The sequence below is a fragment of the uncultured Megasphaera sp. genome, assembly GCF_900539295.1.
Lineage (GTDB): Bacteria > Bacillota > Negativicutes > Veillonellales > Megasphaeraceae > Megasphaera.
This window is the reverse complement of the sequence record NZ_UQBH01000007.1, coordinates 41,786-64,535: the sequence shown is the minus strand read 5'-3', so window position 1 is coordinate 64,535 and position 22,750 is coordinate 41,786. Positions and strand designations below refer to the sequence as shown.

Annotated in this window: 19 protein-coding genes and 1 riboswitch; of the genes, 17 read left to right on the top strand and 2 right to left on the bottom strand. The window is 56.0% G+C overall.

Annotated features, from left to right (window positions below; translation table 11 throughout):
- The first annotated feature begins 2 nt into the window (after window positions 1-2).
- The 10 genes from QZQ46_RS03645 (at window position 3) to QZQ46_RS03600 (ending at window position 14,538) form a co-directional block, all read left to right on the top strand.
- Window positions 3-1,391: a cobyrinate a,c-diamide synthase gene (locus QZQ46_RS03645; protein WP_296826906.1), complete on the top strand. Its 1,389-nt coding sequence runs from the start codon at window positions 3-5 to the stop codon at window positions 1,389-1,391.
- A gap of 5 nt (window positions 1,392-1,396) precedes the next feature.
- Window positions 1,397-2,026, top strand: coding sequence for a precorrin-8X methylmutase (locus QZQ46_RS03640; RefSeq protein ID WP_296826904.1), 630 nt, complete (start codon window positions 1,397-1,399; stop codon window positions 2,024-2,026).
- A gap of 89 nt (window positions 2,027-2,115) precedes the next feature.
- Window positions 2,116-3,021 carry a PHP domain-containing protein gene (locus QZQ46_RS03635; RefSeq protein ID WP_296826902.1) on the top strand — a complete coding sequence of 302 codons (906 nt, stop codon included), beginning with the start codon at window positions 2,116-2,118 and terminating at the stop codon, window positions 3,019-3,021.
- 2 nt (window positions 3,022-3,023) lie between these two features.
- Window positions 3,024-3,980, top strand: a complete 957-nt coding sequence (locus QZQ46_RS03630; protein WP_296826900.1) for a peptidoglycan recognition family protein — start codon at window positions 3,024-3,026, stop codon at window positions 3,978-3,980.
- Between the two features lie 112 nt (window positions 3,981-4,092).
- Window positions 4,093-7,377, top strand: a complete 3,285-nt coding sequence (gene mfd, locus QZQ46_RS03625; protein ID WP_296826898.1) for a transcription-repair coupling factor — start codon at window positions 4,093-4,095, stop codon at window positions 7,375-7,377.
- On the top strand, window positions 7,364-8,947 hold the full coding sequence (locus QZQ46_RS03620) for a polysaccharide biosynthesis protein (RefSeq protein WP_296826978.1): 1,584 nt from the start codon (window positions 7,364-7,366) through the stop codon (window positions 8,945-8,947). Before mfd ends, QZQ46_RS03620 begins: the two co-directional genes overlap by 14 nt.
- 119 nt (window positions 8,948-9,066) lie before the next feature.
- Window positions 9,067-9,525 (top strand): MarR family winged helix-turn-helix transcriptional regulator, encoded by a 459-nt coding sequence (locus QZQ46_RS03615; protein WP_296826896.1) that lies wholly within the window; start codon window positions 9,067-9,069, stop codon window positions 9,523-9,525.
- Complete coding sequence (locus QZQ46_RS03610) at window positions 9,522-10,616, top strand: efflux RND transporter periplasmic adaptor subunit (RefSeq protein WP_296826894.1); 1,095 nt, start codon at window positions 9,522-9,524, stop codon at window positions 10,614-10,616. Before QZQ46_RS03615 ends, QZQ46_RS03610 begins: the two co-directional genes overlap by 4 nt.
- Window positions 10,613-13,654 (top strand): efflux RND transporter permease subunit, encoded by a 3,042-nt coding sequence (locus QZQ46_RS03605; RefSeq protein ID WP_296826892.1) that lies wholly within the window; start codon window positions 10,613-10,615, stop codon window positions 13,652-13,654. The genes QZQ46_RS03610 and QZQ46_RS03605 overlap by 4 nt, the downstream gene beginning before the upstream one ends.
- Window positions 13,655-13,800: 146 nt before the next feature.
- Window positions 13,801-14,538, top strand: a complete 738-nt coding sequence (locus tag QZQ46_RS03600) for a flavodoxin (RefSeq protein ID WP_296826889.1) — start codon at window positions 13,801-13,803, stop codon at window positions 14,536-14,538.
- Window positions 14,539-14,612: 74 nt separating this feature from the next.
- Here the strand turns inward: QZQ46_RS03600 and QZQ46_RS03595 are convergent, their stop codons facing one another.
- Together QZQ46_RS03595 and QZQ46_RS03590 are read right to left on the bottom strand one after the other, a co-directional pair.
- Complete coding sequence (locus QZQ46_RS03595; RefSeq protein ID WP_296826887.1) at window positions 14,613-15,215, bottom strand: hypothetical protein; 603 nt, start codon at window positions 15,213-15,215, stop codon at window positions 14,613-14,615.
- A 25-nt stretch (window positions 15,216-15,240) separates the two neighbouring features.
- The gene (locus QZQ46_RS03590) at window positions 15,241-15,687 is read right to left on the bottom strand and encodes a DUF6173 family protein (protein ID WP_296826885.1); all 447 of its coding nucleotides are present in this window, start codon (window positions 15,685-15,687) and stop codon (window positions 15,241-15,243) included.
- A 233-nt stretch (window positions 15,688-15,920) separates the two neighbouring features.
- On the opposite strand from QZQ46_RS03590, the gene hslO reads away from it, so the two are divergent.
- The 7 genes from hslO to QZQ46_RS03555 all read left to right on the top strand — a co-directional run bounded on the left by hslO (window position 15,921) and on the right by QZQ46_RS03555 (window position 22,384).
- Entirely contained in the window at window positions 15,921-16,811 is an 891-nt protein-coding gene (gene hslO / locus QZQ46_RS03585; protein ID WP_296826883.1) for an Hsp33 family molecular chaperone HslO, read from the top strand.
- 28 nt (window positions 16,812-16,839) lie between these two features.
- Window positions 16,840-17,637, top strand: a complete 798-nt coding sequence (gene mtnP, locus QZQ46_RS03580) for an S-methyl-5'-thioadenosine phosphorylase (RefSeq protein ID WP_296826881.1) — start codon at window positions 16,840-16,842, stop codon at window positions 17,635-17,637.
- Window positions 17,637-18,692: an S-methyl-5-thioribose-1-phosphate isomerase gene (mtnA, locus tag QZQ46_RS03575; RefSeq protein WP_296826879.1), complete on the top strand. Its 1,056-nt coding sequence runs from the start codon at window positions 17,637-17,639 to the stop codon at window positions 18,690-18,692. Before mtnP ends, mtnA begins: the two co-directional genes overlap by 1 nt.
- Window positions 18,693-18,709: 17 nt before the next feature.
- On the top strand, window positions 18,710-19,951 hold the full coding sequence (locus QZQ46_RS03570) for an adenosylhomocysteinase (protein WP_296826877.1): 1,242 nt from the start codon (window positions 18,710-18,712) through the stop codon (window positions 19,949-19,951).
- Between the two features lie 15 nt (window positions 19,952-19,966).
- Window positions 19,967-21,247, top strand: coding sequence for an amidohydrolase (locus QZQ46_RS03565; protein WP_296826875.1), 1,281 nt, complete (start codon window positions 19,967-19,969; stop codon window positions 21,245-21,247).
- Between the two features lie 117 nt (window positions 21,248-21,364).
- Window positions 21,365-21,610, top strand: coding sequence for a hypothetical protein (locus QZQ46_RS03560; protein ID WP_296826873.1), 246 nt, complete (start codon window positions 21,365-21,367; stop codon window positions 21,608-21,610).
- 288 nt (window positions 21,611-21,898) lie between these two features.
- Entirely contained in the window at window positions 21,899-22,384 is a 486-nt protein-coding gene (locus tag QZQ46_RS03555) for a GNAT family N-acetyltransferase (protein WP_296826872.1), read from the top strand.
- A 246-nt stretch (window positions 22,385-22,630) separates the two neighbouring features.
- Window positions 22,631-22,729: riboswitch (SAM riboswitch) on the top strand.
- Window positions 22,730-22,750 lie beyond the last annotated feature (21 nt).

Here is a 22,750-nt window from a genome sequence, read left to right as displayed (position 1 = left end):
GTATGCCGAATGTTCCCAGGATTCTCGTGGCGGCTCCTCGAAGCGGCAGCGGCAAGACGACCGTCGTCTGCGCCCTGCTGGAAGCTTTGAAGAAAAGGGGGCTTTCCCTGACGGCCTTTAAGTCCGGTCCAGATTATATCGACCCCATGTTCCACCGCCGCGTCCTCCATACGCCGTCGTACAACCTCGACCTCTTCCTCTTCGGCCGCGGCGAGAAAGGGGCCCAAGCGGCTCGGCAGCTCCTTTGCCGTCATGGGGGAGAATCGGACCTTCTGGTCATCGAAGGGGCCATGGGCTATTACGACGGCGTCGGAAGGGGACACGAAGCCAGTGCCTATGACGTCGCCGCTGCGACCGATACGCCGGTGGTCCTCGTCGTCGACGGCCGTGGGGCAGGGCTCTCCTTAGGGGCTGTCTTAAAGGGCTTGGCCGATTTTTATGCCGACAGCCATGTTGCCGGCTTTATCGTAAACCGCGTCAAACCCATGGTGTACGCTCATTTTAAGAAGGCTTGGGAAGCGGCGTCGGGCCTTAAGGCCTTAGGTTCCTTTCCAGACCTTCCGGACTGTGCCTTTTCCAGCCGCCATCTGGGCTTGGTAACGGCCGGAGAAATAAAGGAATTGGAAGACATTATGGCCCGCCTTTCCGAGGCGGCAGAAGAAAATATAGATTTAGACGGTCTCTTGGAATTGGCAAAGGCGGCACCGCCCCTTTCAGAAAAGGGGAGCCTTGACGAGAAAGAGACAGCCGGGGAGAAAACCCGCATTGCCGTTGCCTATGATGAGGCCTTTTGCTTTTATTATGAAGACAGTCTCGACGTCCTGCGCCGATGCGGAGCCGAGCTGATCTGTTTCAGCCCCCTTCATGATGACGTTCTGCCGCTCTGTGACGGCCTCTATTTAGGCGGCGGTTATCCTGAACTCTACGCCAAGGAACTCGAAGCCAATGACGCCATGCGCCGCAGCATCGGACAAGCCCTGGCCGACGGCCTGCCCTGCTTTGCCGAGTGCGGCGGCTTCATGTACCTCCACCAGTATTTTCGGGGGAACGACGGGACGCGATACGCCTGGGTCGGCACCGTGTCCGGTGAAACCTTCCTGACGACGTCCCTCCAGCACTTCGGCTATGTCACCTTGGAGGCAGAAAAGGATAACCTCCTCTGTAAGGCCGGAAGTACCATACCGGCCCATGAATTTCATTATTCAAAGAGTACCTTTGAAGGGGATGCCTTTACGGCTCATAAAGCAGGCAGTAAACGCCGTTGGCCGGCAGGCATTGCCACGGAGACCCTGGCGGCCAGTTATCTCCACCTCCATTTTCTCGGGAATGAGGACTGGGCGGCTAACTTCACCAATGCCTGCCGAAACAGGGCCCTTTCCAGAAAGGATTGATATGTATGAAAATCGAACATATTTTACCGGCCGACATCGAACGCCGCAGTATGGAAATCATTGAGTCCGAATTAGGGCCTATCCGGCTGCCGCCCGATGAAAAGGATATTATCAAGCGCGTCGTCCACACCAGTGCCGATTTCGACTACGTCCGCAACCTGCGATTTAGTGAAGGTGCCGTCTGTAAGGCCTTGGAAGCCTTGCAGTCGGGATGTACCATCGTGACCGATACCAATATGGCCTGCATGGGCATCAGTCAGCCCGGCCTTACGAAATTAGGCTGCCGGAAAGTCTGCTTCATGGCCGATGCCGATGTGGCTGCCGCTGCTGCTAAGCACGGTACGACGCGGGCTCAGGCCTCGATGGATAAGGCTGCAGAGCTCAAAGGTCCGCTGATTATCGCCGTCGGCAATGCGCCGACAGCCCTTTTACGCCTGAAAGAACTCATCGATGGGGGGCGTATTTCGCCGGCCCTGGTCATCGGCGTTCCCGTCGGCTTCGTCAACGTCGAATACGCTAAAGACGTCATCATGGAAGCCGGCGTTCCCTATATCGTCGCCAAGGGCCGCAAAGGGGGCAGCACCATTGCCGCTGCTATCTGCAACGCCCTCATCTATAAGCTGACTCGCGGATAAAGCCATATCTTACTTACTTCTTACTGGCAAGGTGCCGGGATGCGTAGTATAATAAGGGCGGTATCTTAATGAGAGAGGGAGTGTAGAGTATGGAAACATGGCTTGATTTGCACATGCATACAAAATACAGCATGGACGGTCAATTTGAACCGACCGACTTGATGCGCCAGTGCGCTGACGCCAAGGTACAGGCCGTCGCCGTCACTGACCACGATTCCACCCGGGCCATTCCCGAAGCGCGGGAAGAAGCAGCTCGTCTGGGACTGCGGCTTATACCTGGCATTGAAATCAGCTGCCAGCATGAAGGAAAGAACTTTCACCTCTTAGGCTATGGCATCCATCCCGATGCCGCCGTATTTGAGGATATTGAAAAGGATGTCTACGGCCAGCGAAAAGACGTGTCCGATAAGATATTGGACGCCGTCGAAGCACTGGGCATCGTCCTTGACCGCGACGCCATTTGGAAGCTCTGTACCGGCGGAGTCATTGCCTCGGTGCACATTGCCCGCGTTGCCCTTGCCGATCCGCGCAATGCAGACTGTGCGGCTCTTACGCCATACCGGCCGGGAGGCAGCCGCAGCGATGCGCCGTATGTCAACTTCGGCTGGGATATCTGCGGCCAGGGGGGACCGGCCTTTATACCCATGACCTTCATGGATTTTTCGAAAGCCGTTCAGATTGTTCACGACCAAGGCGGCGTCGCCGTATTGGCCCATCCCGGTGCCAATATGAAGCAGAACCGGCCTTTGACGGAAACCCTCATCGCCCTCGGCCTCGACGGCATTGAAGCTTACTGCAGCTATCACGATGAAGCTACGAGTGCTTTTTATCGCCGGATTGCCGATGAACACGGCCTGATGGCGACTATCGGCAGCGACTATCACGGCCGGGCCAAGCCTCATATTGCTCTGGGCACCTACGGTCATCCGGAACCGCAGGCGTTGTGGGAAAACTTGACCTCACAGATTCAACATCATCATGGGGAAGTGTACTAAATATGAAAACGAGCAAGACCCTGTCAGCCCTGGCCGTTGCGCTGTGGCTGGCTTTTGGTTTTTCAAGCCTTTCACTGGGAGCCTCGCCGTCGGATACGGAAGCGGCCTATACCATCGGAACCGTGTCCGACTCCGGTCAGTCTGCAGCGGCGAAGAAGGCCGCTGAAAAAGGTAAGACGAGTGAAAAGAAAAAGGGGGCTGATAAAAAGGCGTCGGCCGAAAAGGGAAGAGACGCCGATACCTCGAGGACTGCTTCAGAAGGGCCTCAGCCCGTCGCTGTGAGCAGCGTCCCGCGGGATGCGAAGCCTGCCGGTGCCCGCGGCGTCCTGCAGACTTATCATCCGGCAACAGATGCAGCGCCGGCCGAACCCATGGCCATTCGGGAAACGAATTTCCGCTTCAATGAACCCTTATTGCTGCGCCCTAAGACGGATATGATCGTCATCCATCACGTTGGCATCCCTGACGGCGACACGTCGGCAGCGGCGATTCACCGGGCCCACTTAGCTAACGGCTGGGCCGGCATCGGCTACCATTACGTCATCCGCAAAGACGGGACTATCGAACGGGGCCGTCCTTTAGCGACGGTCGGAGCCCACGCTGAAGGGCAGAATTACCATACGGTCGGCATCAACGTCACGGGGAACTTTGATAAAGAAATCCCCACGCCGGCTCAGATTCATGCTCTGGAAGGCCTCGTCGCCTGGCTGTGCAAAACCTATGACATTACGCCGGGACCTTCGACCATCGTCGGCCACCGCGACGTCAACAGCACGGACTGCCCGGGCCAGCACCTCTACGACATGCTGCCTCAGATCCGCCGCGATGTCGAAAAGCGGATGGAAACCATGGGTGAAGCCGCTCCGTCTTACGAAGACACCCTGAAAGGAAAGAGCCTTCTCAAGATGAGTCGTAAGGAACGGGAAGCCTTCATCATGCAGGGAACGGCGGGACAATAATGTGCCTAGTCGGGACGAATGAACTATGATATAATAAAAAACACGCAAGTAGATGATAACTATTGAGGGCTTTGGGCAACTAAAGCCCCCTTTGTCATGAGGTAAAAAAAGCATGAAGCAATTCTTTCAATGGATGAATCAAGATGAAAATATCCGCTCCGCCGGCGCTGCCTTTTCAAAGCCCGGCTGTCACAGCATCTACGGCCTCAGCGGCTCTGTTAAGAGCGCTCTGGTCGCTAAAGTGCTGCATGAAGGGGCTCGTCAGGTCGTCCTCGTCGTCCCGTCGCGGGAACAAGCCGCGGCTTGGCAGGCGGACCTGGCCTTTTTGGTGCCCGGCGTAAAGATCCTCGACTTTCCCGTCGTCGACAAGGCCGTCTTTACGACGACGGCCAAGAGCCTCGATCGGATGGCTCGTCAGATGGAAGCCCTGGGCCGTCTGCGCCAGGGTGATCCGGTTCTCGTCTTGGCTGCGCCGGAAGAAGCGGCACAGTACGTCATGGCTCCGCAGCGCATCGACGATGCGGCCATTGACGTCGAAATCCAAGGAGAATACGACCGCGATGACTTACTGCAGCACCTCGTTGACGCCGGCTATGAACGGGTCGACATGGTCGAACGCCGCGGCCATTTTTCCGTTCGCGGCGACATCGTCGACGTCTTCGCCGTCAATGAACCGCAGCCTCTGCGGCTGGCTTTTTTTGGCGACGAACTGGAAAGCATCCGCGCCTTCGACGTGGACAGCCAAAAATCCCTGAACGATGCCGAACGGGCTCGAATCCTGCCGGTGTCGTTGACGACGGCTGATGATGAATCCTACACCCTCCTCGATTACGTCGAAGACGGGACAATCATTTGGGATGAACCGAACCGGATTCGCGAAGGCCTTAAAAAGATCCTCAAAGAATCGGACGATTACAAAGGCGTTCTGGCGTCGTGGAAAAACATGGTCTCGCCGGAACGGAACGTCCCGCAGATCGTCTTGTCCCTCATGGCTCAATCCGTGCCGGATATGCTCATCGACGAGTCCTTCAGCTTTGCCGCCAAGATGATGGCCAGCTTCCAAAAGCAGTTCAACCTCCTCGAAGAAGAAGTGGGCCACTGGCGCAGCTTGGGCAATACTATCGTCTTCGTCATCAACAGCAAGGAACGAATTGCTTCCCTCAAAGCCTGGATGAAGCAGCACGACCTTTCGATACAAGACTATGACGACGAAAAAAGCGCCGCCGGCGGCATGTATATCGTCGAAGGGGAAATCCACGACGGCTTTGAACTGCCTTATGCCAAGGTCGTCGCCGTCGCCGAACGAGACGTCTTCGGCACTCAGAAACGGCGCCTGCGCCATCGCGTTGCCAAGGGGCAGGAAATCAGCGTCTTTACCAGCCTGAAATCCGGCGACTACGTCGTCCATGAAGTCCACGGCATCGGCCGCTACATGGGCATCAAGACCATTGAAATGGACGGCGTCCACAAAGATTACCTGGAAATTCACTATGCCGGGAAAGACATCCTCTACGTGCCGACGGACCAGTTATCCCTGCTTCAACGCTATATCGGCAACGAAGGCGATACGCCGAAACTGCAGAAGATGGGCGGCTCGGACTGGCAGAAGATACGCTCTAAGGCCCAGAAGTCGATTACCGATTTGGCCGAAAAACTCGTCGCCCTCTATGCGAAACGGGAAGTCGTCCCGGGTTATGCCTTCCCGCCGGATACGCCTTTCCAGAAAGAATTTGAAGAAGCCTTTCCCTATGAAGAAACGGAAGATCAATTAAAGGCCGTCAATGAAATCAAGGGCAGCATGGAAAAACCGACGCCCATGGACCGCTTAGTCTGCGGCGACGTCGGCTTCGGTAAGACAGAAGTGGCCATGCGGGCCATTTTTAAGGCTGTTACGGCCGGCAAGCAGGTCGCCGTCTTAGTGCCGACGACGGTCTTGTCTCAGCAGCACTTCCAGACCTTCATGGAACGGTTCGGTCCCTTCGGTGTCCACGTCGAAGTCCTCAACCGCTTCCGCTCGTATAAAGAAAAGAAATCCATCCTGGCTCGGACCTTGACCGGCGACATCGACGTCCTCATCGGGACCCACAGCCTGCTCAATAAAAACGTTAAGTTCAAGTCCCTGGGACTCCTCGTCGTCGACGAAGAACAGCGCTTCGGCGTTGCTCAAAAAGAAAAATGGAAGGCCTGGGCGGCCAACATCGACGTCTTGTCCCTCAGTGCCACGCCGATTCCCCGGACCCTTCACATGTCCCTGGTCAACCTGCGGGAAATGTCGGTCATCGAATCGCCGCCGACGGACCGTTTCCCGGTCCAGACCTACGTTGCCGAATACGACGCCCGCATCGTCAGCGACGCCGTTATGCGCGAAAAGCGGCGGGGCGGTCAAGTCTTCTTCGTCTATAACCGCGTGGCGTCCATCGAGCGCATGAAAGACGAACTGCAGGCCCTTTTGCCTGACGTGACCATCGGCATCGCCCACGGCCAGATGGCCGGGAGCCTCCTCGAGTCGATGATGTTCGACTTTTATGAAGGAAAGTATGACGTCCTCCTCTGTTCGAGTCTGGTCGAAAACGGCCTCGACGTAGCCAATGCTAATACGATTATCATTTACGACGCCGATCACTTCGGCCTGTCCCAGCTCTATCAGATGCGGGGCCGCGTCGGCCGAAGCCACCGCATGGCCTATGCGTATTTCCTGTACCGCCGCGATAAGATCTTGTCCGAAGTCGCCGAAAAGCGCCTTCAGGCCATCAAGGAATTTACCGAACTCGGCTCAGGCTTTAAGATTGCCATGCGCGATCTGGAAATCCGCGGTGCCGGCAACCTCCTCGGCAGGGAGCAGCACGGCAACATTGCCAGCGTCGGCTTTGCCATGTACTGCCACATGCTGGAAGAGGCCATTGCTAAGGCCCAGTCCGGCAAAGAGGTGGAACCGCCGCCGCCGGAAACGGTCATGGAAATCCACGTCGACGCCTTTATCGACAACGAATATATCCAAAACGGCGGCCAGAAAATCGACATGTACCAGCGCCTGGCCGTCGTCTCGTCGAAAGAAGAGCTCGACGAGCTGCGTCGCGAACTGGAAGACCGCTACGGCCGTCCCAGCCCGTATGTTGAAAAACTCCTGCAAGTGACGGCGACCCGTCTCGAAGCCAAGTCTCAGGGGATGGTCCTCATCGCTCAGAAGAAGGAAGTTCTCGAAATCAAATGGCGCCGCGTTTCGGATATACCTGATTTGACGAAACTCGAAAAATCCCTGCGCAGCCGCTTCCGCCTCGTCCCCGGCATTCCGGTCATGGTCCGCGTGTCCCTGGCAGGAATCTCGGATATCCTCGATTTTATCCAGACCTTGCTGACGGCCTTTTCTGCCCTCCGAAAGGAGGATTCTCGTGACTAACTTTTTACGAGGCGCCATGGTCCTCACCGTGGCCGGCATCGTCGTCAAGATCTTAGGCGGATTGAACCGCATCTTCTTATCGCGCCTTTTGGGCGGGGAAGGGATCGGCCTCTATCAGATGGCCTATCCGGTCTACATCCTGCTCCTCAGCATCATCGGCGCCGGCATTCCCATCGCCGTGTCGATCATGATTGCCGAACAAGCGGCCAGAGGTCATTACAGCGGCGTTCGCCGCATCTTCCACGTGACCCTGGCTTTTATGACCGTCGTCGCCGTCGTCTGCGGCATAGCCCTGCCCTTTGGGGCAAAGGCCATGATCGAGCTTGGCATCGTCCGCGACAGCCGGGCCCTGCCGGCCTTGGCCGTTTTGGCGCCGGCCCTCAGTCTGTCGGTCATCGTCTGCTGCTTCCGCGGTTACTTCCAAGGCCTGCAGCTCATGACGCCGACGGCTCTGTCCCAGATGGCCGATCAATTCGTCCGGGTCTGCACGATGCTTGTCCTGGCCTGGGTATTTCTGCCTAAAGGGCTGGAATGGGCCGCTGCCGGCGCTTCCTTCGGCGCCGTTCCCGGTGCGGCAGCGGGGCTGATACTCATAGCCTTCTTGTATTACCGACACCGGCGAAATCCCCTGCCCGATGACGACGGCGTCTTCGTCATGCAGTCGACGGGGCATATCATCCGTCGCCTCGTCGTCTTAGCCGTTCCCGTGGCAGCCGCTAATATGCTCCTGCCGGCCGTGGCCAGCATCGACCTCTTTATCGTGCCCCTGCGGCTGGAAGCAGCCGGCTACAGCACCCATGAGGCAACAGCCCTCTACGGCTACCTGACGGGCATGGCCAACGGCCTGGTCCAGCTGCCGGCCATCTTGACCATTTCCCTGGCCACCAGTTTGGTGCCCGCCGTTTCAGCGGCCTTTTCCCAGGGGAAGCGGAATGTCGTCTTGAAGCGGACTCATACGGCCATGCGGATTGCCAACGTCATTACCGTTCCGGCCTGCCTGGGCCTGGCCGTCTTGGCCCTGCCCATTTCACGACTGTTGTATGCTACGCCGGCTGCCGGGCCTGCTATCGGCGTCCTGTCTATTTCCGTCTTCCTCGTCGGCCTTCAGCAGATTACCAGCGGTCTTCTGCAGGGCATGGGACGGACAGCGGTGCCGCTCTATAATATGGCTGCCGCTGCGGTAGTCAAGATTTTCTTGAGCTGGCACCTGACGGCCTTGCCCTGGCTCGGTGAAGTCGGGGCCGCTTGGGCGACCAACGCCGATTTGGCGGTGGCTACGGCCTTGAACCTCTATTTTGCCCGCCGCTTCGTCGGCTACGGCGTCCAGTGGGGTTATATCGGCCGCTTGTTCCTTGCGGGAGCTGCCATGGCCGGTACGGCCTGGATCATCCATCACAGCCTGCTCAACCTGATTGGCAACGGTTTGGCGACGATCATCGCCATGACCGCCGCTGCCGTCGTCTATCTCATCGGTATCTTTGCTTTCCGGGCCGTGGCCGTAAAAGACTTAGCCAACCTGCCCGTCATCGGCTCTAAATTAGCAGCCATCGCTGAAAAATTAGGAAAATAATAGATTGTAAAGAGGATTGCCTCCCGGGCATCCTCTTTTTTTTCTTGCTTTTGATGCGTCAGTTTGTTATACTGTAGGCGAATGGTTGATTAAGTCAACTAATAGAGGAGGATAACGAGATGAATTACCTATATGCCGGTCACGATTTCGGCATTATCAACCGCCGGTCGCAGGCTTACATTACCGAGGCCTGTCAGCCTTGGGGCCTGTCTTATTCGGAATATGTGCCGCTCATGGAACTGTACGACTATGACGGCTGCCGCCAAAATGAGCTCTGCAAGGCCCTTAAAGCCGACAAGGCGCTGATTGCCCGCAGCCTGAAGACCTTGGAAGCGAAGGGCTACGTCTGCCGCCGCCAAAAAGACGGGGACCGGCGCTTCAAATTCATCTATGTGACGCCTAAGGGGTGGGATCTTCAGCCGAAGCTGGAGGCCATTTTACAGGCTTGGATTGAGCATCTCGTCGCAGGCTTTGAAGAAGAAAAGCTTGACGAGCTGTTTTTGATGATGCACACCATCGCCGAGCGGGCAGCGGAAGCCGATGTGACCGATTTACAGAAAGAGGGGGATATACCATGAGGAAGGGAAAGAAGATACAGGCCGTTTTTATGGCCGGAGCCATCGTAAGTGCTCTTATCCTGGGCGGCTGCGGCAGTGACCAAACGGCTGCCGAACCGGATCAATTGGTAAAGACGATGACGGTGGGGCAGCGCAGCGACAGTACGGCCGGTACCTATTCGGGAACGGTCAAAGGGCGGTATGAAAGCAAACTGTCCTTTCAGGCCGGCGGCCGGATTACGGCGCGAAACGTCCAGCTCGGCACGCGGGTCAAGGCCGGCGACGTCTTGATGAGCATCGATCCGAAAGACGTCATGCAGGCCGTCAACCAGTCTCAGGCCCAAGTCGATGCGGCAGCGGCCCAGCTCCAACTGGCGGAGGCCAATTTAAAGCGCTACAAGGAACTCTACAGTTCCGATGCCGTCAGTGCCGCTGACCTCGATCAGTTCCAGACGGCTTATGACCGGGCAGCTGCCCAGTATAATCAGGCCCAAGCCGGCCAGCAGGCTCAGGCTAACCAGCTGGCCTATACCCAGCTCACAGCCGATGCCGACGGCGTCATTGCCGCGGTCAGCGCCGAAGTGGGGCAAGTCGTTCCGGCCGGCCAGCCCGTCGTGACCTTGGTCCATGACGGCGACTTAGAAGTAACCATTAACGTACCGGAAAATAAATTAGCCGACTTTCCCGTCGGCAAGGCCGTGGCCGTCTCCTTTTGGGCTCTTCAGAATCAAAACGTCTCCGGCGTTGTCCGTGAAGTGGCGCCTATGGCCGATCCCGTGTCGCGGACTTATGAAGTCAATATTGCCCTGCCCAATCCGCCCCAGGGACTGCAGCTGGGCATGACGGCTTCCGTTGCCAATGCGGGCGAAGAACAGGCTGCTGCCGATGCGGTCGTCCTGCCCTTATCGGCCATCTATCAGACGGGCAGTACGCCTCAGGTCTGGGTTGTCGGCAAGGATAAGACCTTGACCCTTCAAAATGTGTCCGTCGAAACCTTTGGCGACAACAGCGTCAAGGTCACAGGCCTTCACAAGGGCGATGTCGTCGTCACGGCCGGCGTCCATAAACTCCGGGCCGGCGAAAAAGTCCGCACTGAGGGGGCAGATACATGAGAAACTTATCAGAAGTATCCCTCCGTAACCGGGCCTTAGTCTGGTATTTCATCATCCTCGTGGCCATTGCCGGCGTCTTTTCCTACGTCAAGCTCGGCCGCATGGAAGACCCGACGTATACCGTGCGGACCATGATCGTCACCGTCGCCTGGCCGGGAGCCACGGCAGAGCAGATGGAAGAACAGGTGACCGATAAGATTGAAAAGAAGCTCCAGGACACGCCGCATCTCGATTACCTCAAGAGCTATTCTCGTCCCGGGCAATCGGTCATTTACGTCAATTTAGACGATCAGGCGCCGCAAAGCAGCATCCGCGACACGTGGCACGAAGTCCGCAATTTGACGGAAGACGTCAAGCGTGAATTGCCCGACGGTGTCTACGGCCCTTATTATGACGATCGTTTCGACGACGTCTTCGGCTCTATCTATGTCCTCACGGGCGACGGCTATTCCTATGAAGAACTGCGGCAGAAAGCCGAAAAGATACGCCGCATGATGATGAACGTCGACGACGTCAGTAAGGTCGAACTCGTCGGCGAACAGTCGGAAAAGATCTATATTGAAGTGGCCAACGCCAAACTGGCCGAATTAGGCATCCCGCCGACGGTCATTGCCAATGCCGTCAAAGGCCAGAATGACATGACGCCGGCCGGCATGGTGAGCACCGAGTCGGACAACGTCTACCTGCGCCTGTCCGGTGTCTTTAAAGACGTCGAAGGCATCCGCAATCTGCCCATCAATGCCAACGGCCGCGTCTTCCGCTTAGGCGACATCGCAACCGTCGAACGGCGCTACACCGAACCGGCCGACCCCAAGATGTTCTATAACGGCAAGCCTGCCGTCGGCATCGCCCTGGCCATGAAGGACGGCGGCAATAATTTAAAGCTCGGCGAAAATCTGAAAAAGCTCGAAGCCAGCGTCAAAACCGATTTGCCGGCCGGCATGGAACTGGACCAGGTGTCGGACCAGCCGCAAATCGTAAAGGAATCGATCAGTGACTTTACGGAAACCCTGTGGGAAGCCATTGCCATCGTCCTTGTCGTCAGCTTCATCACCCTGGGGCTGCGGACGGGCCTGGTCGTCGCCTTCTGCATTCCCTTAGTCCTGACGGGCGTTTTCTGCATCATGGAAATAGCCGGCATCGACCTTCATAAGGTTTCCTTAGGGGCCCTGATCATCGCCTTGGGCCTCCTCGTCGACGACGCCATCATCGCCGTCGAAATGATGACCGTTCAGCTTGAAAAGGGGAGGAGCCGCATCGACGCCGCCTGCTACGCTTTCCGGGCTACGGCTAAACCGATGCTGACCGGGACCCTCATTACCTGCGCTGGCTTCATTCCCGTCGCTTTTTCCGACGGTGCTGCCGCTGAATTTTGTAAAGCCCTGTTTCCGGTCATCACGGCGGCGTTGGTCCTGTCGTGGATCGTGTCGGTCATGGTAGCGCCCCTCTTCGGCTATTACCTCATCAAGCCCAAACAGCGGGAGGGAGACGAACCCAAAAAGCTCTACACCAGCCGGTTCTACGTCTTTTTCAGGAAGGTACTGACCTGGTGCCTGACCCACCGAAAAGTGGTCATCAGCGGGACGGCAGCGGCTTTCGTCATTTCTGCCGGGTTGATTTATTTCATCCCGAAAGAATTTTTCCCGCCGTCCCTGCGGCCGGAACTGATCGTTGAAATGACCCTGCCCGAAGGCTCGTCCATGGAGGCGACTCAGAAGGAAGCATCCCGCCTGGCCCAGTACCTCGACGGCCAGCAGGATAAGCTGAAGAATTACTCCTACCACGTCGGGCAGGGGGCACCGCGGTTCGTCCTGACCGTCGAGCCTGTCCTTCCGGCCGATAATTACGCTCAGTTCGTCGTCGTCGCCAAGGATACGGAATCTCGGGAAGCCCTGGCGGCGTCGCTGAAGACGGAGTTGGCTGACAAATTCCCCAACGTCCGCAGCAATATTAAGCACATCTCCCTGGGGCCGCCGTCGGATTATCCCATCATGCTGCGCGTCTCGGGCTACGACAAGGATAAGGTCAAAGCCTATGCCCAGGAAATTGCCGACCGCATCTCCAAAGACCCGAATACGGAAAATGTCTTCCTTAACTGGAATCAGAAGGACAAGGTCATGCACGTCGAGCTCGACCAGGATAAACTGAGGGCCATGGGCGTTTCCGGACAGGACATTGCCCAGACCTTGTATACGGAACTGTCCGGGGCGACGGTGGCGCAGTACTATGCACCGGATAAGACCATCGACATCCAGCTCCGCCTCGACGATAAGGACCGCAAAGATCTCTCGGCTGTCAAGAGCCTGCCGGTCTACGTCGGCCAAGCCGGCTACGTTCCTTTGGAACAGATCGCCCGCATTTCCTATCAGGGCGAAGACGGCCTCATTTGGCGCCGCAACCTGAAGCCCACCGTTACGATTAACGGCGGCATCAAGTCGGGAACAGCCGATGATGCGACGCAAAAGGCTTACGATTCCATTGCCGATATCCGTGAAAATATGCCCTTTGGCTACGACGTCGAAGTCGACGGTTCCCTGGAAAACAGTGAAAAATCCTTGAAATACCTCTTAGGACCGGTGCCGGTCATGATCATTATCATCATGACCCTGCTCATGTTCCAGCTCCGGAGCCTGCCCCTCATGGGGCTGACCTTAGTGACGGCGCCCATGGGCCTCATCGGCGTCTCCCTGGGGATGCTGATCTTCAGACAGTCCTTGGGCTTCGTCGCCTACCTCGGCATCCTGGCCTTAGGGGGCATCATCATCCGCAATTCCATCATCCTCCTCGACCAGATCGAAAAGCACATGGCCGACGGGGAAGATCCCTGGCATGCCGTCATCGATTCGGCGGTCCTGCGCTTCCGGCCTATCATGCTGACGGCAGCGGCGGCTATCTTAGGCATGGTCCCCTTGATGACCAGCGTCTTTTGGGGCCCCATGGCCGTGGCCATTGCCAGCGGTCTCCTGGTGGCCACCGTCCTGACCCTCTTGGTCCTGCCGACGATGTATGCCGCCTGGTTCCACATCAAGCGTTCTTAGTTTTTTATAAAGGCCTGCATCCTTTGGTGCAGGCCTTTTTTGCACTGGCAAGAGCCACAGCTGCACGGACTGTTATTTTACAAGGGAATCTTACTATCGTATAATATAAATTATAGATACGATATTCGATGATAGGAGATATTTCTATGGTAAAACGCGCTGCAGTCCTCGTGGGAACCCTCGTTTTGATGCTCATCCTTTCGGCTTGTGCCAGGGGGCCGGCTCGGACCGATAACGATACCCACCGGGAGACCCTTGCCCAAACTGAAAAGCAGCCCGTGTCGACGGCTGTCGTCCATAACGGTCAGGGAAATCCCCGACGCGTACTCATTGCTTACTTTACCTATCCTGACAATACGGACGCCAAAGAGATTCATTCGACGGAATACGACGTCATGGCCTCGGCCAGCCTCAATGTCAAAGACGGTGAAATCATCGGAAATGATGCCGTCATTGCCAATGAAATCGCCAAGGAGACCGGCGGTGACGTCTTTTCGATTCTCTCTGCCAAGCCTTATTCCGCGGACTACGATGCCCTGATCCGCGATGAAAAGTCCGATACCGTCCGTCGTGAAGGGCGGGAGCTGAAAAGTCATGTCGGAGATATGAGCGGCTACGATACGGTCGTCCTGGTGTATCCCATTTGGTGGGATGCCCTGCCGGAACCGGTCGAGTCCTTCCTGACCGAGACTGATTTGTCCGGCAAGACGGTGTACGCCGTCGCCTCGTCTGGTGACAGCGATTTTGCCGATACCGTCGAAGACATTGCTTATTTGGAGCCGGACGCTGCCGTCTACGAAGGTTTTGTCCTCCACCACAGTGATATGGACGAAGCGCCCGATGCCGTTCGTCAGTGGCTTCGGACAGCCGATTTCATGAAATAAAAAAACGCTCCGGTTATCCGTCGCAGCAGCGAGAGATAATCGGAGCATTTTTGCATGTCTGGCAGGATGGGGGCTTACGGGCGACGGAAGAGGATGAGGCCGCCTTTTTTGCGGTGCCCCGTATTCCACAGGCCGTTGAAGTCGAGCCAGCGCCAGGAACCGTAGGTGACGGCTTTGACCATGAAGTCGCCGTCGAATTCGGTGTAGCCCGTCAGTAAGAACCAGTGCCAGTCGTAGAACTTGAAATTAGGGTTGGCATGGTGCAGGACGAGGTGGGGAATGGGCCAGCCGCCGTCGATTTGAGCCTTGATGACTTCTTTCGTTTCCTCGGCCGTCTTGTCGCCGGACCAAGGGTCCATGGCGATGTCGGTTTCGCCGCGGTCGGCGAGAAATCGGCCCATGCCGTCCATATAGATGTCGAGGCGGTCGATGCCGCCCCAGCGCGGACGGAGATAAGGCTTCATCACGTCCGTAAAGGCAATATAATCCTTCCGGCTGACCTCATCGGCATCGTAGGGATAAAGACCTTTCGCGTCTTTATAGAGGGTGAAATAAATCGACGAATCGCAGGCCGTTACGGCAGCGCAGCCGCCGAGGTTCATCATGCGGTCTGTGAGCCAGTCCTGATTGCCGCCGTAGGCAGCACCGATGTGGAAATAGGGAAGTTCGTGTTTCATTAAGCATATCCTTTCGTAATAGTAATCAATCGTCTGAATCGTGTATGATGTCCGGTTCTGCTTTTTGGGTAAAGCCGATGACCCGGCGCGGTTGTTTGACGTCATCCTTTCGGGGGACAGCCACCAAGAGCAGGTTGAGCTGGGACAGGTGCTGGACCAGTTCGACGGCCGAGCCGTCGGAGAGCTCGCCGTAAAAGACGATCATATTCGGGTCCCAGTAGCCGATATCCTGAATGCTGAAGGTAATGTCGCCGGCTGAGACCAGGCGGCCGCCGGCCTGCATCGTATCGGGGAGTTCCGATTCAAAGTTGTTGATCAGGGCGACGATGCGCTGATACATGTCCGATGCCATATAAGGCGCTTCCGGGTCGTCATCTTCCGGCGTCGGAGCTGACTGGCAGAGGGCCATTTCTTTGACATCGTCCGTATAGGTTTCCTGTAATGCAGGGACCGTTTTCTTTTCCGTATTCACAGATATCACTCCTTCTTGACTGCTTCCTAATAATATTCGGGACGGAGGAGGCAAATTCCTGCCGGGACTGATGAAAGACTTTATCAATTTTAAATAACATAATTGAATAAAAGGAAAGGGGTCGGCAGCAGGCCTCGGCCGGGAGGGCGACCTTTTTCGGGGCACTACTGGCTAGGGGTGGACAGATGTTGTATAATAAGGATTGGATTTGTAGAGAAAGGATAGAATCGATTATGATCAGAGACAATCAAATTATTCACTATACATCAGATGAGGCCATTCGCGTGTCCATCGCCTTTACGGCAGGCATCGTGGAAAAAGCCCGCCAGAGCCACAACTTATCGCCCGTGGCCTGTGCCGCTCTTGGCCGGACCATGACCGGTGCAGCCCTTCTCGCCGGGGACTATAAGAACCATGAAGGCGTATCCATCAAGATTGCCGGCGACGGTCCCTTAGGCGCCGTCCATGCCGACTGCTTCGATACCAATAAGCTTCGCGGCTACGTCGATAATCCGACAATAGATCTGCCATTAAAACCGAACGGCAAACTCGACGTCTCGGCTGCTGTCGGACGAAACGGCCAACTGACCGTGACCCGCTTTACGCCCAAGACGACGACCTATACCAGCCAGGCCGACCTCGTATCCGGTGAAATTGCCGAAGACATTGCCTATTATCTCTATACGTCGGAACAGGTGCCGTCGACGATCAACTTAGGCGTCCTCGTCGACAGGGATTACACCATTGCCGCTGCCGGCGGCTTCCTCGTCCAGGCCCTGCCCGGTGCTAAAGACGAAGACTTGGCCCGCGTCGAAGCCAATATCACCCAGGTCGGCGCCTTGACGACCTACCTCAAGGATCATCCTAAGGGAGAAGGCCTGATTGACATCATCCTCGGCGGTATGCATTATAAAGAATTGTACCGTCAGCATCTCTACTGGCGCTGCACCTGCTCACGCCAGCGCTTTGAAAGTGCCTTGTTATCCCTGCGCCCGGAAGACAAAGAATCCCTCTTGCAGGATCCCCAGGTTGAAATGACCTGCCACTACTGCGGCGCCAAGTATACCCTGTCCCACGACGAATTAGCTGCCTTGTACGAAAAGGCAGGGACAGATACGCATTGATCTTCAATTTATAAAGGGAGGTTTTATCATGGGACTCATTGCCATCATCGGCGGTACCGGCGTCTGTGACCCGAAGATTTTGTCCAACGTCCGCGAAGGATACATGGACACCTATTACGGGAGCATTCGTTATTGGAAGGGAACCTATCAAAATCGGGACCTCATCTTTTTAGCCCGTCACGGCCGGATGCATTCCATTCCGCCGCACCTCATCAACTATCGGGCCAACATCCTCGGCCTGAAGCGCCTCGGCGTTACGGCCATCTTGGCGACGACGGCCGTAGGCTCCATGAATCCGGATCAAAAGCCCGGCGATTTCGTCCTGCCCGACCAGTTCATCGACTTTACCAAGAGCCGTCACACGTCCTTTTTCGACGGCGGAGCCAACGGCGTCGTCCACGTCGACATGACCGAGCCCTACTGCCCGACCCTGCGTCGTCACGTCGTAGCGGCCGCTGCTGAACTGGGGGACTGCCGCCTTCATGATAAGGGTACCTATGTCTGCACCGAAGGGCCGCGCTTTGAAACGCCGGCTGAAATCCGCATGTTCCAAAAACTCGGCGGCGATATCGTCGGCATGACCAACGTTCCCGAAGTCTGCCTGGCCCGGGAAGCGGAAATCTGCTACGCCACGGTCTCCATGGTCACCAACTTTGCCGCCGGCATTTCCGACAAGCCCCTGACTCATGAAGAAGTCGTCGATGCCATGGCCAAAAGCTCCCTGCGTCTGCGCCAGCTCATTTTAAAGAGCATCGAAAATTATCCCGATGACGACGACTGTGCCTGCCACCACACGCTCCAGGCTTACGGAGGTTTTACGGTATAATGGAAACCTTGCGCTGGGAAAAGGGGACCCTCTATCTCCTCAATCAGACGGTCCTGCCCTTTACCGAAACCTACCTGACCTGTACGACCTGGCAGGACGTCCATAAGGCCATTTCCGTCCTGGCCGTCCGCGGTGCTCCGGCCATCGGCGTCGCCGCAGCTTACGGCGTCGTCTTAGGCGCCCAATCTCTCTGTGAAGGGCAGGGGGACAAGCCCTTTTTGACGGCCCTTCAGGATATTTGCACGGCCCTTGACGGGGCCCGGCCGACGGCAGTCAACCTTCACTGGGCCTTGGAACAGATGATGGCCTGCGCAAAACATCACGGCGGCGAAAGTCCTGAGGTCCTCGTCGGGATATTGGAAGAAAGGGCCAAGGCCATCCATGCCGACGATGTGGCTATCAATACGGCCATGGCCGGCTGGGGTGCCGATGAAATCGGGAAAGGGGATCGTCCCTTGACTCTCCTGACGCACTGCAATGCCGGTTCCCTGGCGACAGCCGGCGTCGGCACGGCCCTCGGCATCATTACCGAGCTCCATCGCCGCGGGAAAGTCGCCATGGTCTATGCCGATGAAACGCGGCCCCTTCTCCAAGGAGCGCGGCTGACAGCCTTTGAACTCATGACAGGCGGTGTTCCGGTCACCCTCATTACGGACAACATGGCTGCCTGGACGATGAAGGAGAAGGGCGTCGACGCCATCATCGTCGGTGCCGACCGCATTGCCGCCAACGGCGATACGGCCAATAAAATCGGGACTTACGGCCTGTCCCTCATGGCCAAGGTCCTGGACATCCCCCTGTACATTGCAGCGCCCCTGTCGACCTTTGACCGGTCCATTGCCGACGGCAGTCAGATTCCCATTGAAGAACGGAATCACGACGAAGTCCGCTCCTTTGGCGGTGCTGCATCGGCCCTTTCCGATACGCCGGTATTCAATCCGGCCTTTGACGTGACGCCCCATGAAAATATCCGGGCCATCGTCACCGAAAAGGGCGTCATCGACCGCCCCGACACGGCGGCCGTACAAGCATTTTTTGAAAAGAATTCATTATAGAAAGAGGTATGAACCGTATGGAATCAATTATTCGCGATATCAAATTAGCTAAGAGCGGCCATGAAAAGATCAACTGGGTCGACCGGCACATGCCGGCCCTCAATGCAATTGGTGACCGATTAAAAGCCGAACAGACCTTTAAAGGAAAGACCATCTGCGTCAGCGTCCATCTTGAAGCCAAGACGGCATACCTGGCCGAAGTCCTCCACCGGGCCGGCGCTAAGGTCATCGTCACCGGCAGCAACCCCTTGTCGACCCAGGACGATGTCGCCGCAGCCCTCGTCGAAGACGGCCTGACGGTCTATGCCTGGTACGGCGCGACCGATGAAGAATACTTCGATTTCCTCAATAAATCCCTCGACCATAAGCCGGACATCATCATCGATGACGGCGGCGATCAGGTCCATCTGCTCCACACGACGCGGAGCGACGCTATGGAAAATCTCCTGGGCGGCACGGAAGAAACGACGACCGGCGTCAATCGCCTTCACGGTCTCGATAAAGCCGGCCAGCTGAAGTTCCCCATGATTGCTGCCAACGATTCGTACTGCAAATATCTCTTCGACAACCGCTACGGTACGGGCCAGTCGACGTGGGACGGCATCATGCGCACGACCAACCTGACTGTCGTCGGCAAGAAAGTCGTCGTCGCCGGCTACGGCTGGTGCGGCAAGGGCTGCGCTATGCGTGCCAAAGGCCTCGGCGCTCACGTCATCGTCACCGAAGTCGACCCGATTAAAGCCATTGAAGCCGTATTTGACGGATTTGAAGTCATGCCCATGGCTGAAGCTGCCAAAGTCGGCGATATCTTCGTCACCTTGACCGGCGATAAAGACGTCATCCGCGGCGAACACATGAAGAATATGAAAGACGGCGTCGTCCTGGCCAATGCCGGTCACTTCGACGTTGAAATCAACCGTCCTGAATTGGAAGCCCTCTCAGTCCGCCACTTTGAAGCCCGCCACAACATCGAAGGCTACGAACTCCCCAACGGCCACGTCGTCAACCTCTTGGCAGAAGGCCGTCTGGTTAACCTGGCTGCCGGTGACGGCCATCCGGCTGAAATCATGGACCTGTCCTTTGCCGTTCAGGCCCTGGCTGCCAAATACATCCTCGACCATCATACGGAACTGGAAAACCACGTCTACGTCCTGCCCCATGAAATCGACGACGACATTGCTAAGATTAAATTGGCTTCCATGGGTTACGCCATCGATACCCTCAGCGAAGAACAGCGTAAATACTTGAATCTCGACTGATAGGAGCGGACTAGGATGAAAAAACTGATTCAGCACGTCGGCCTCTATCGGGACCACAAGGTCACAGAAGACCAGAATATCGCCATCGACGGCGCCGTCATTACGGGCTTTCCCGAAAACCCCCAGGCGTCGGATTACGATGAAGTCATCGACGGCCGGCATATGTTGGCCCTGCCGGGCTTCGTCAACACCCATAACCACATCGCCATGACCGTCTTCCGCAGCTATGCTGACGACATGCAGCTCATGGACTGGCTCCAGAAGAAAATCTGGCCGGCCGAAGACAAACTCGACGGTGACGTCGTCTACGCCCAGACCATGCTCGGCATCGCCGAAATGATTCGCTGCGGCACGACGTCCTTTGCCGACATGTACTTCTTCATGGACGACGTTGCCCGCGCCGTCGACGCGTCGGGGATCCGGGCCTGCCTGAGCCGGGGCATGACGGGCATTACGCCCAGCGCCGAAACGGCCCTCAAAGAAAATAAACAGCTCTTTTTAGACTGGCATAAAAAAGGGGACGGCCGCATTACGGTCATGCTTGGACCTCATGCGCCCTACACCAATACGCCGGAATACCTCTCCCGCGTCGTCGACTTGGCCCACGAATTAGGGGCTGAAATCCATACCCACCTGTCGGAAACGAAGGGCGAAGTCGAAAACATTAAGAAGCAGTACGGCAAATCGCCTATTGCCTGGTTCAACGAATTGGGTCTCTTCGATACGGGCTGCCTGGCCGCCCACTGCGTCTGGGTCGATGACGACGATATGGACATTATGCTGAAAAAACACGTCCGCGTCGCCCACAACCCGGGCAGCAACCTGAAACTGGCCAGCGGCTTTGCACCCATTGCCAAGATGCTGAAAAAGGGCATCACCGTCGGCCTCGGTACGGACGGCGCCTCGAGCAACAACAACCTCGACATCGTCGAAGAAATGCATTTAGCTGCCTTAGTCCATAAGGCCAACACCCTCGATCCGACGGTCATCCCGGCTGAAACGGCCATCAACATGCTGACTGAAGGCGGGGCCAAATGCCTGGGCTACACCGATATCGGCAAACTCGAAGCCGGTTACAAAGCCGACATCACCTTAGTCGACCGCGAAGGCCTCCACTGGTACCCCAAACACGACGCTCTCAGCCTCATGGCTTACAGTGCCAACAGCATGGACGTCGACACGGTCTTGGTAAACGGCGAAGTCCTCCTGCGGAACAAAGAGTTTACCAAACTCGACATCGAAAAGATCAAAGCTGAAGCCGAACGGACCAAAGAAAAACTCTTTGCCCAAATTTAGCCTTTACGCAAGGGAAGTGGCCCCTGCGATTACGGCTTGTTTTATTCCTGAAAAGCGTGTATAATTAGATTCAATTTGAGGCTATTTATGTACGTTTACAGGGAGATGCATCGATTCATGACTAAAACGCTCGTTACGGCTTTCTTCGTCGTCTTGGCACTGCTTTTGTCCACGTCTTGGGATTTACTGGCTGTTAAAATCCTCTTGACCGGCTGTCTCATGGGCTGGCTGGCCAGGACCGTCGTGGCCAACATAAAGGAAAAGAACCGGAAAGCTGAGGTACGGCGCAATAAACGGCTCCGCCGCATGGCAGCCGATCACGCAGCCAGGGAAGAAGGTCGTGTCAGTGTAAACGAACACTGAGGCGTAACAGACGTAATAAAGACTGCTGAAAAGGACTTGTGTGAGGGGGAAACCTTCATGCAGGTCCTTTGCTGTATCTGCCGCCTTGATACGTTTTTTTCGGTAAAAATAACAGTTTTTCGAATCTTTCGGAAGGCTCTTCGACTCTCGGCAGACTCAGAAAGGCCGGTGTCACCGCGAGTTTTCTTAGTAGCTTTTTTTCGGCGTTTACGATATAATAGTTGAAATATACGTTTCATCGGGTCCGACTGCAGGGGGCAGGCGGGCTGTGACGGAAGGAGCGATGGTATGAATATCAGAACGGCAACTCTCGACGATCTCAAGGCGGTTGCCGCCGTAGAAGCCGCTTGTTTTCCAGCGGCCGAAGCTGCATCGGAAGAACGGCTGCGTGACCGTATTTCCTACTTTGGCCGGCATTTTTGGCTGCTCTTTGGCGACGACGGAACCCTGATTTCTTTCGTCGACGGTATGGTTACGGATAAACGAGATTTGACCGATGACCTCTATGGCGATGCGTCGCTCCACGATGAAAAGGGCGCCTGGCAGATGATATTCGGCGTCAACACACTTTCAAGTTATCGGAAGCGCGGATATGCTGAATTACTCCTCACGAAAGCTATCGATGACGCCCGCAAAGAAGGCCGCCAAGGACTGGTCCTGACCTGTAAGGAGAAACTTTTGCATTATTATGCTAAATTCGGCTTTGAAAATGAAGGCCTCAGTACGTCGGAACACGGCGGAGCCGTTTGGTATCAAATGCGCCTTACTTTTTAATGAAGGTCTGTGACGGGCTTTTTATAGGTTATTTTAACTTTTTATTTCATTTTTTTCATAAAACACCTTGACAAGAAGCCTTACAAAGTGTACAATTCCAGTAACGTTTCAAGCGAATCGTTGTTGTATACATTGTATAAGAATGAGGTATGTCATCATGGGGTACTTAAAAAATTTGACCATCATGTGTTGTACGATATAATCGTATTGTACAGCCATCTGTCATAGGACAATACAATACGAACCTATTCATCCAGAGCAGCCGAGGGACTGGCCCGACGACGCTGCGGCAACCTACGCATGTAAGGTGCCAATTCCAGCAGGATTTTACCTGGCAGATGAAGTCATGGGCATACGTTTATTTCT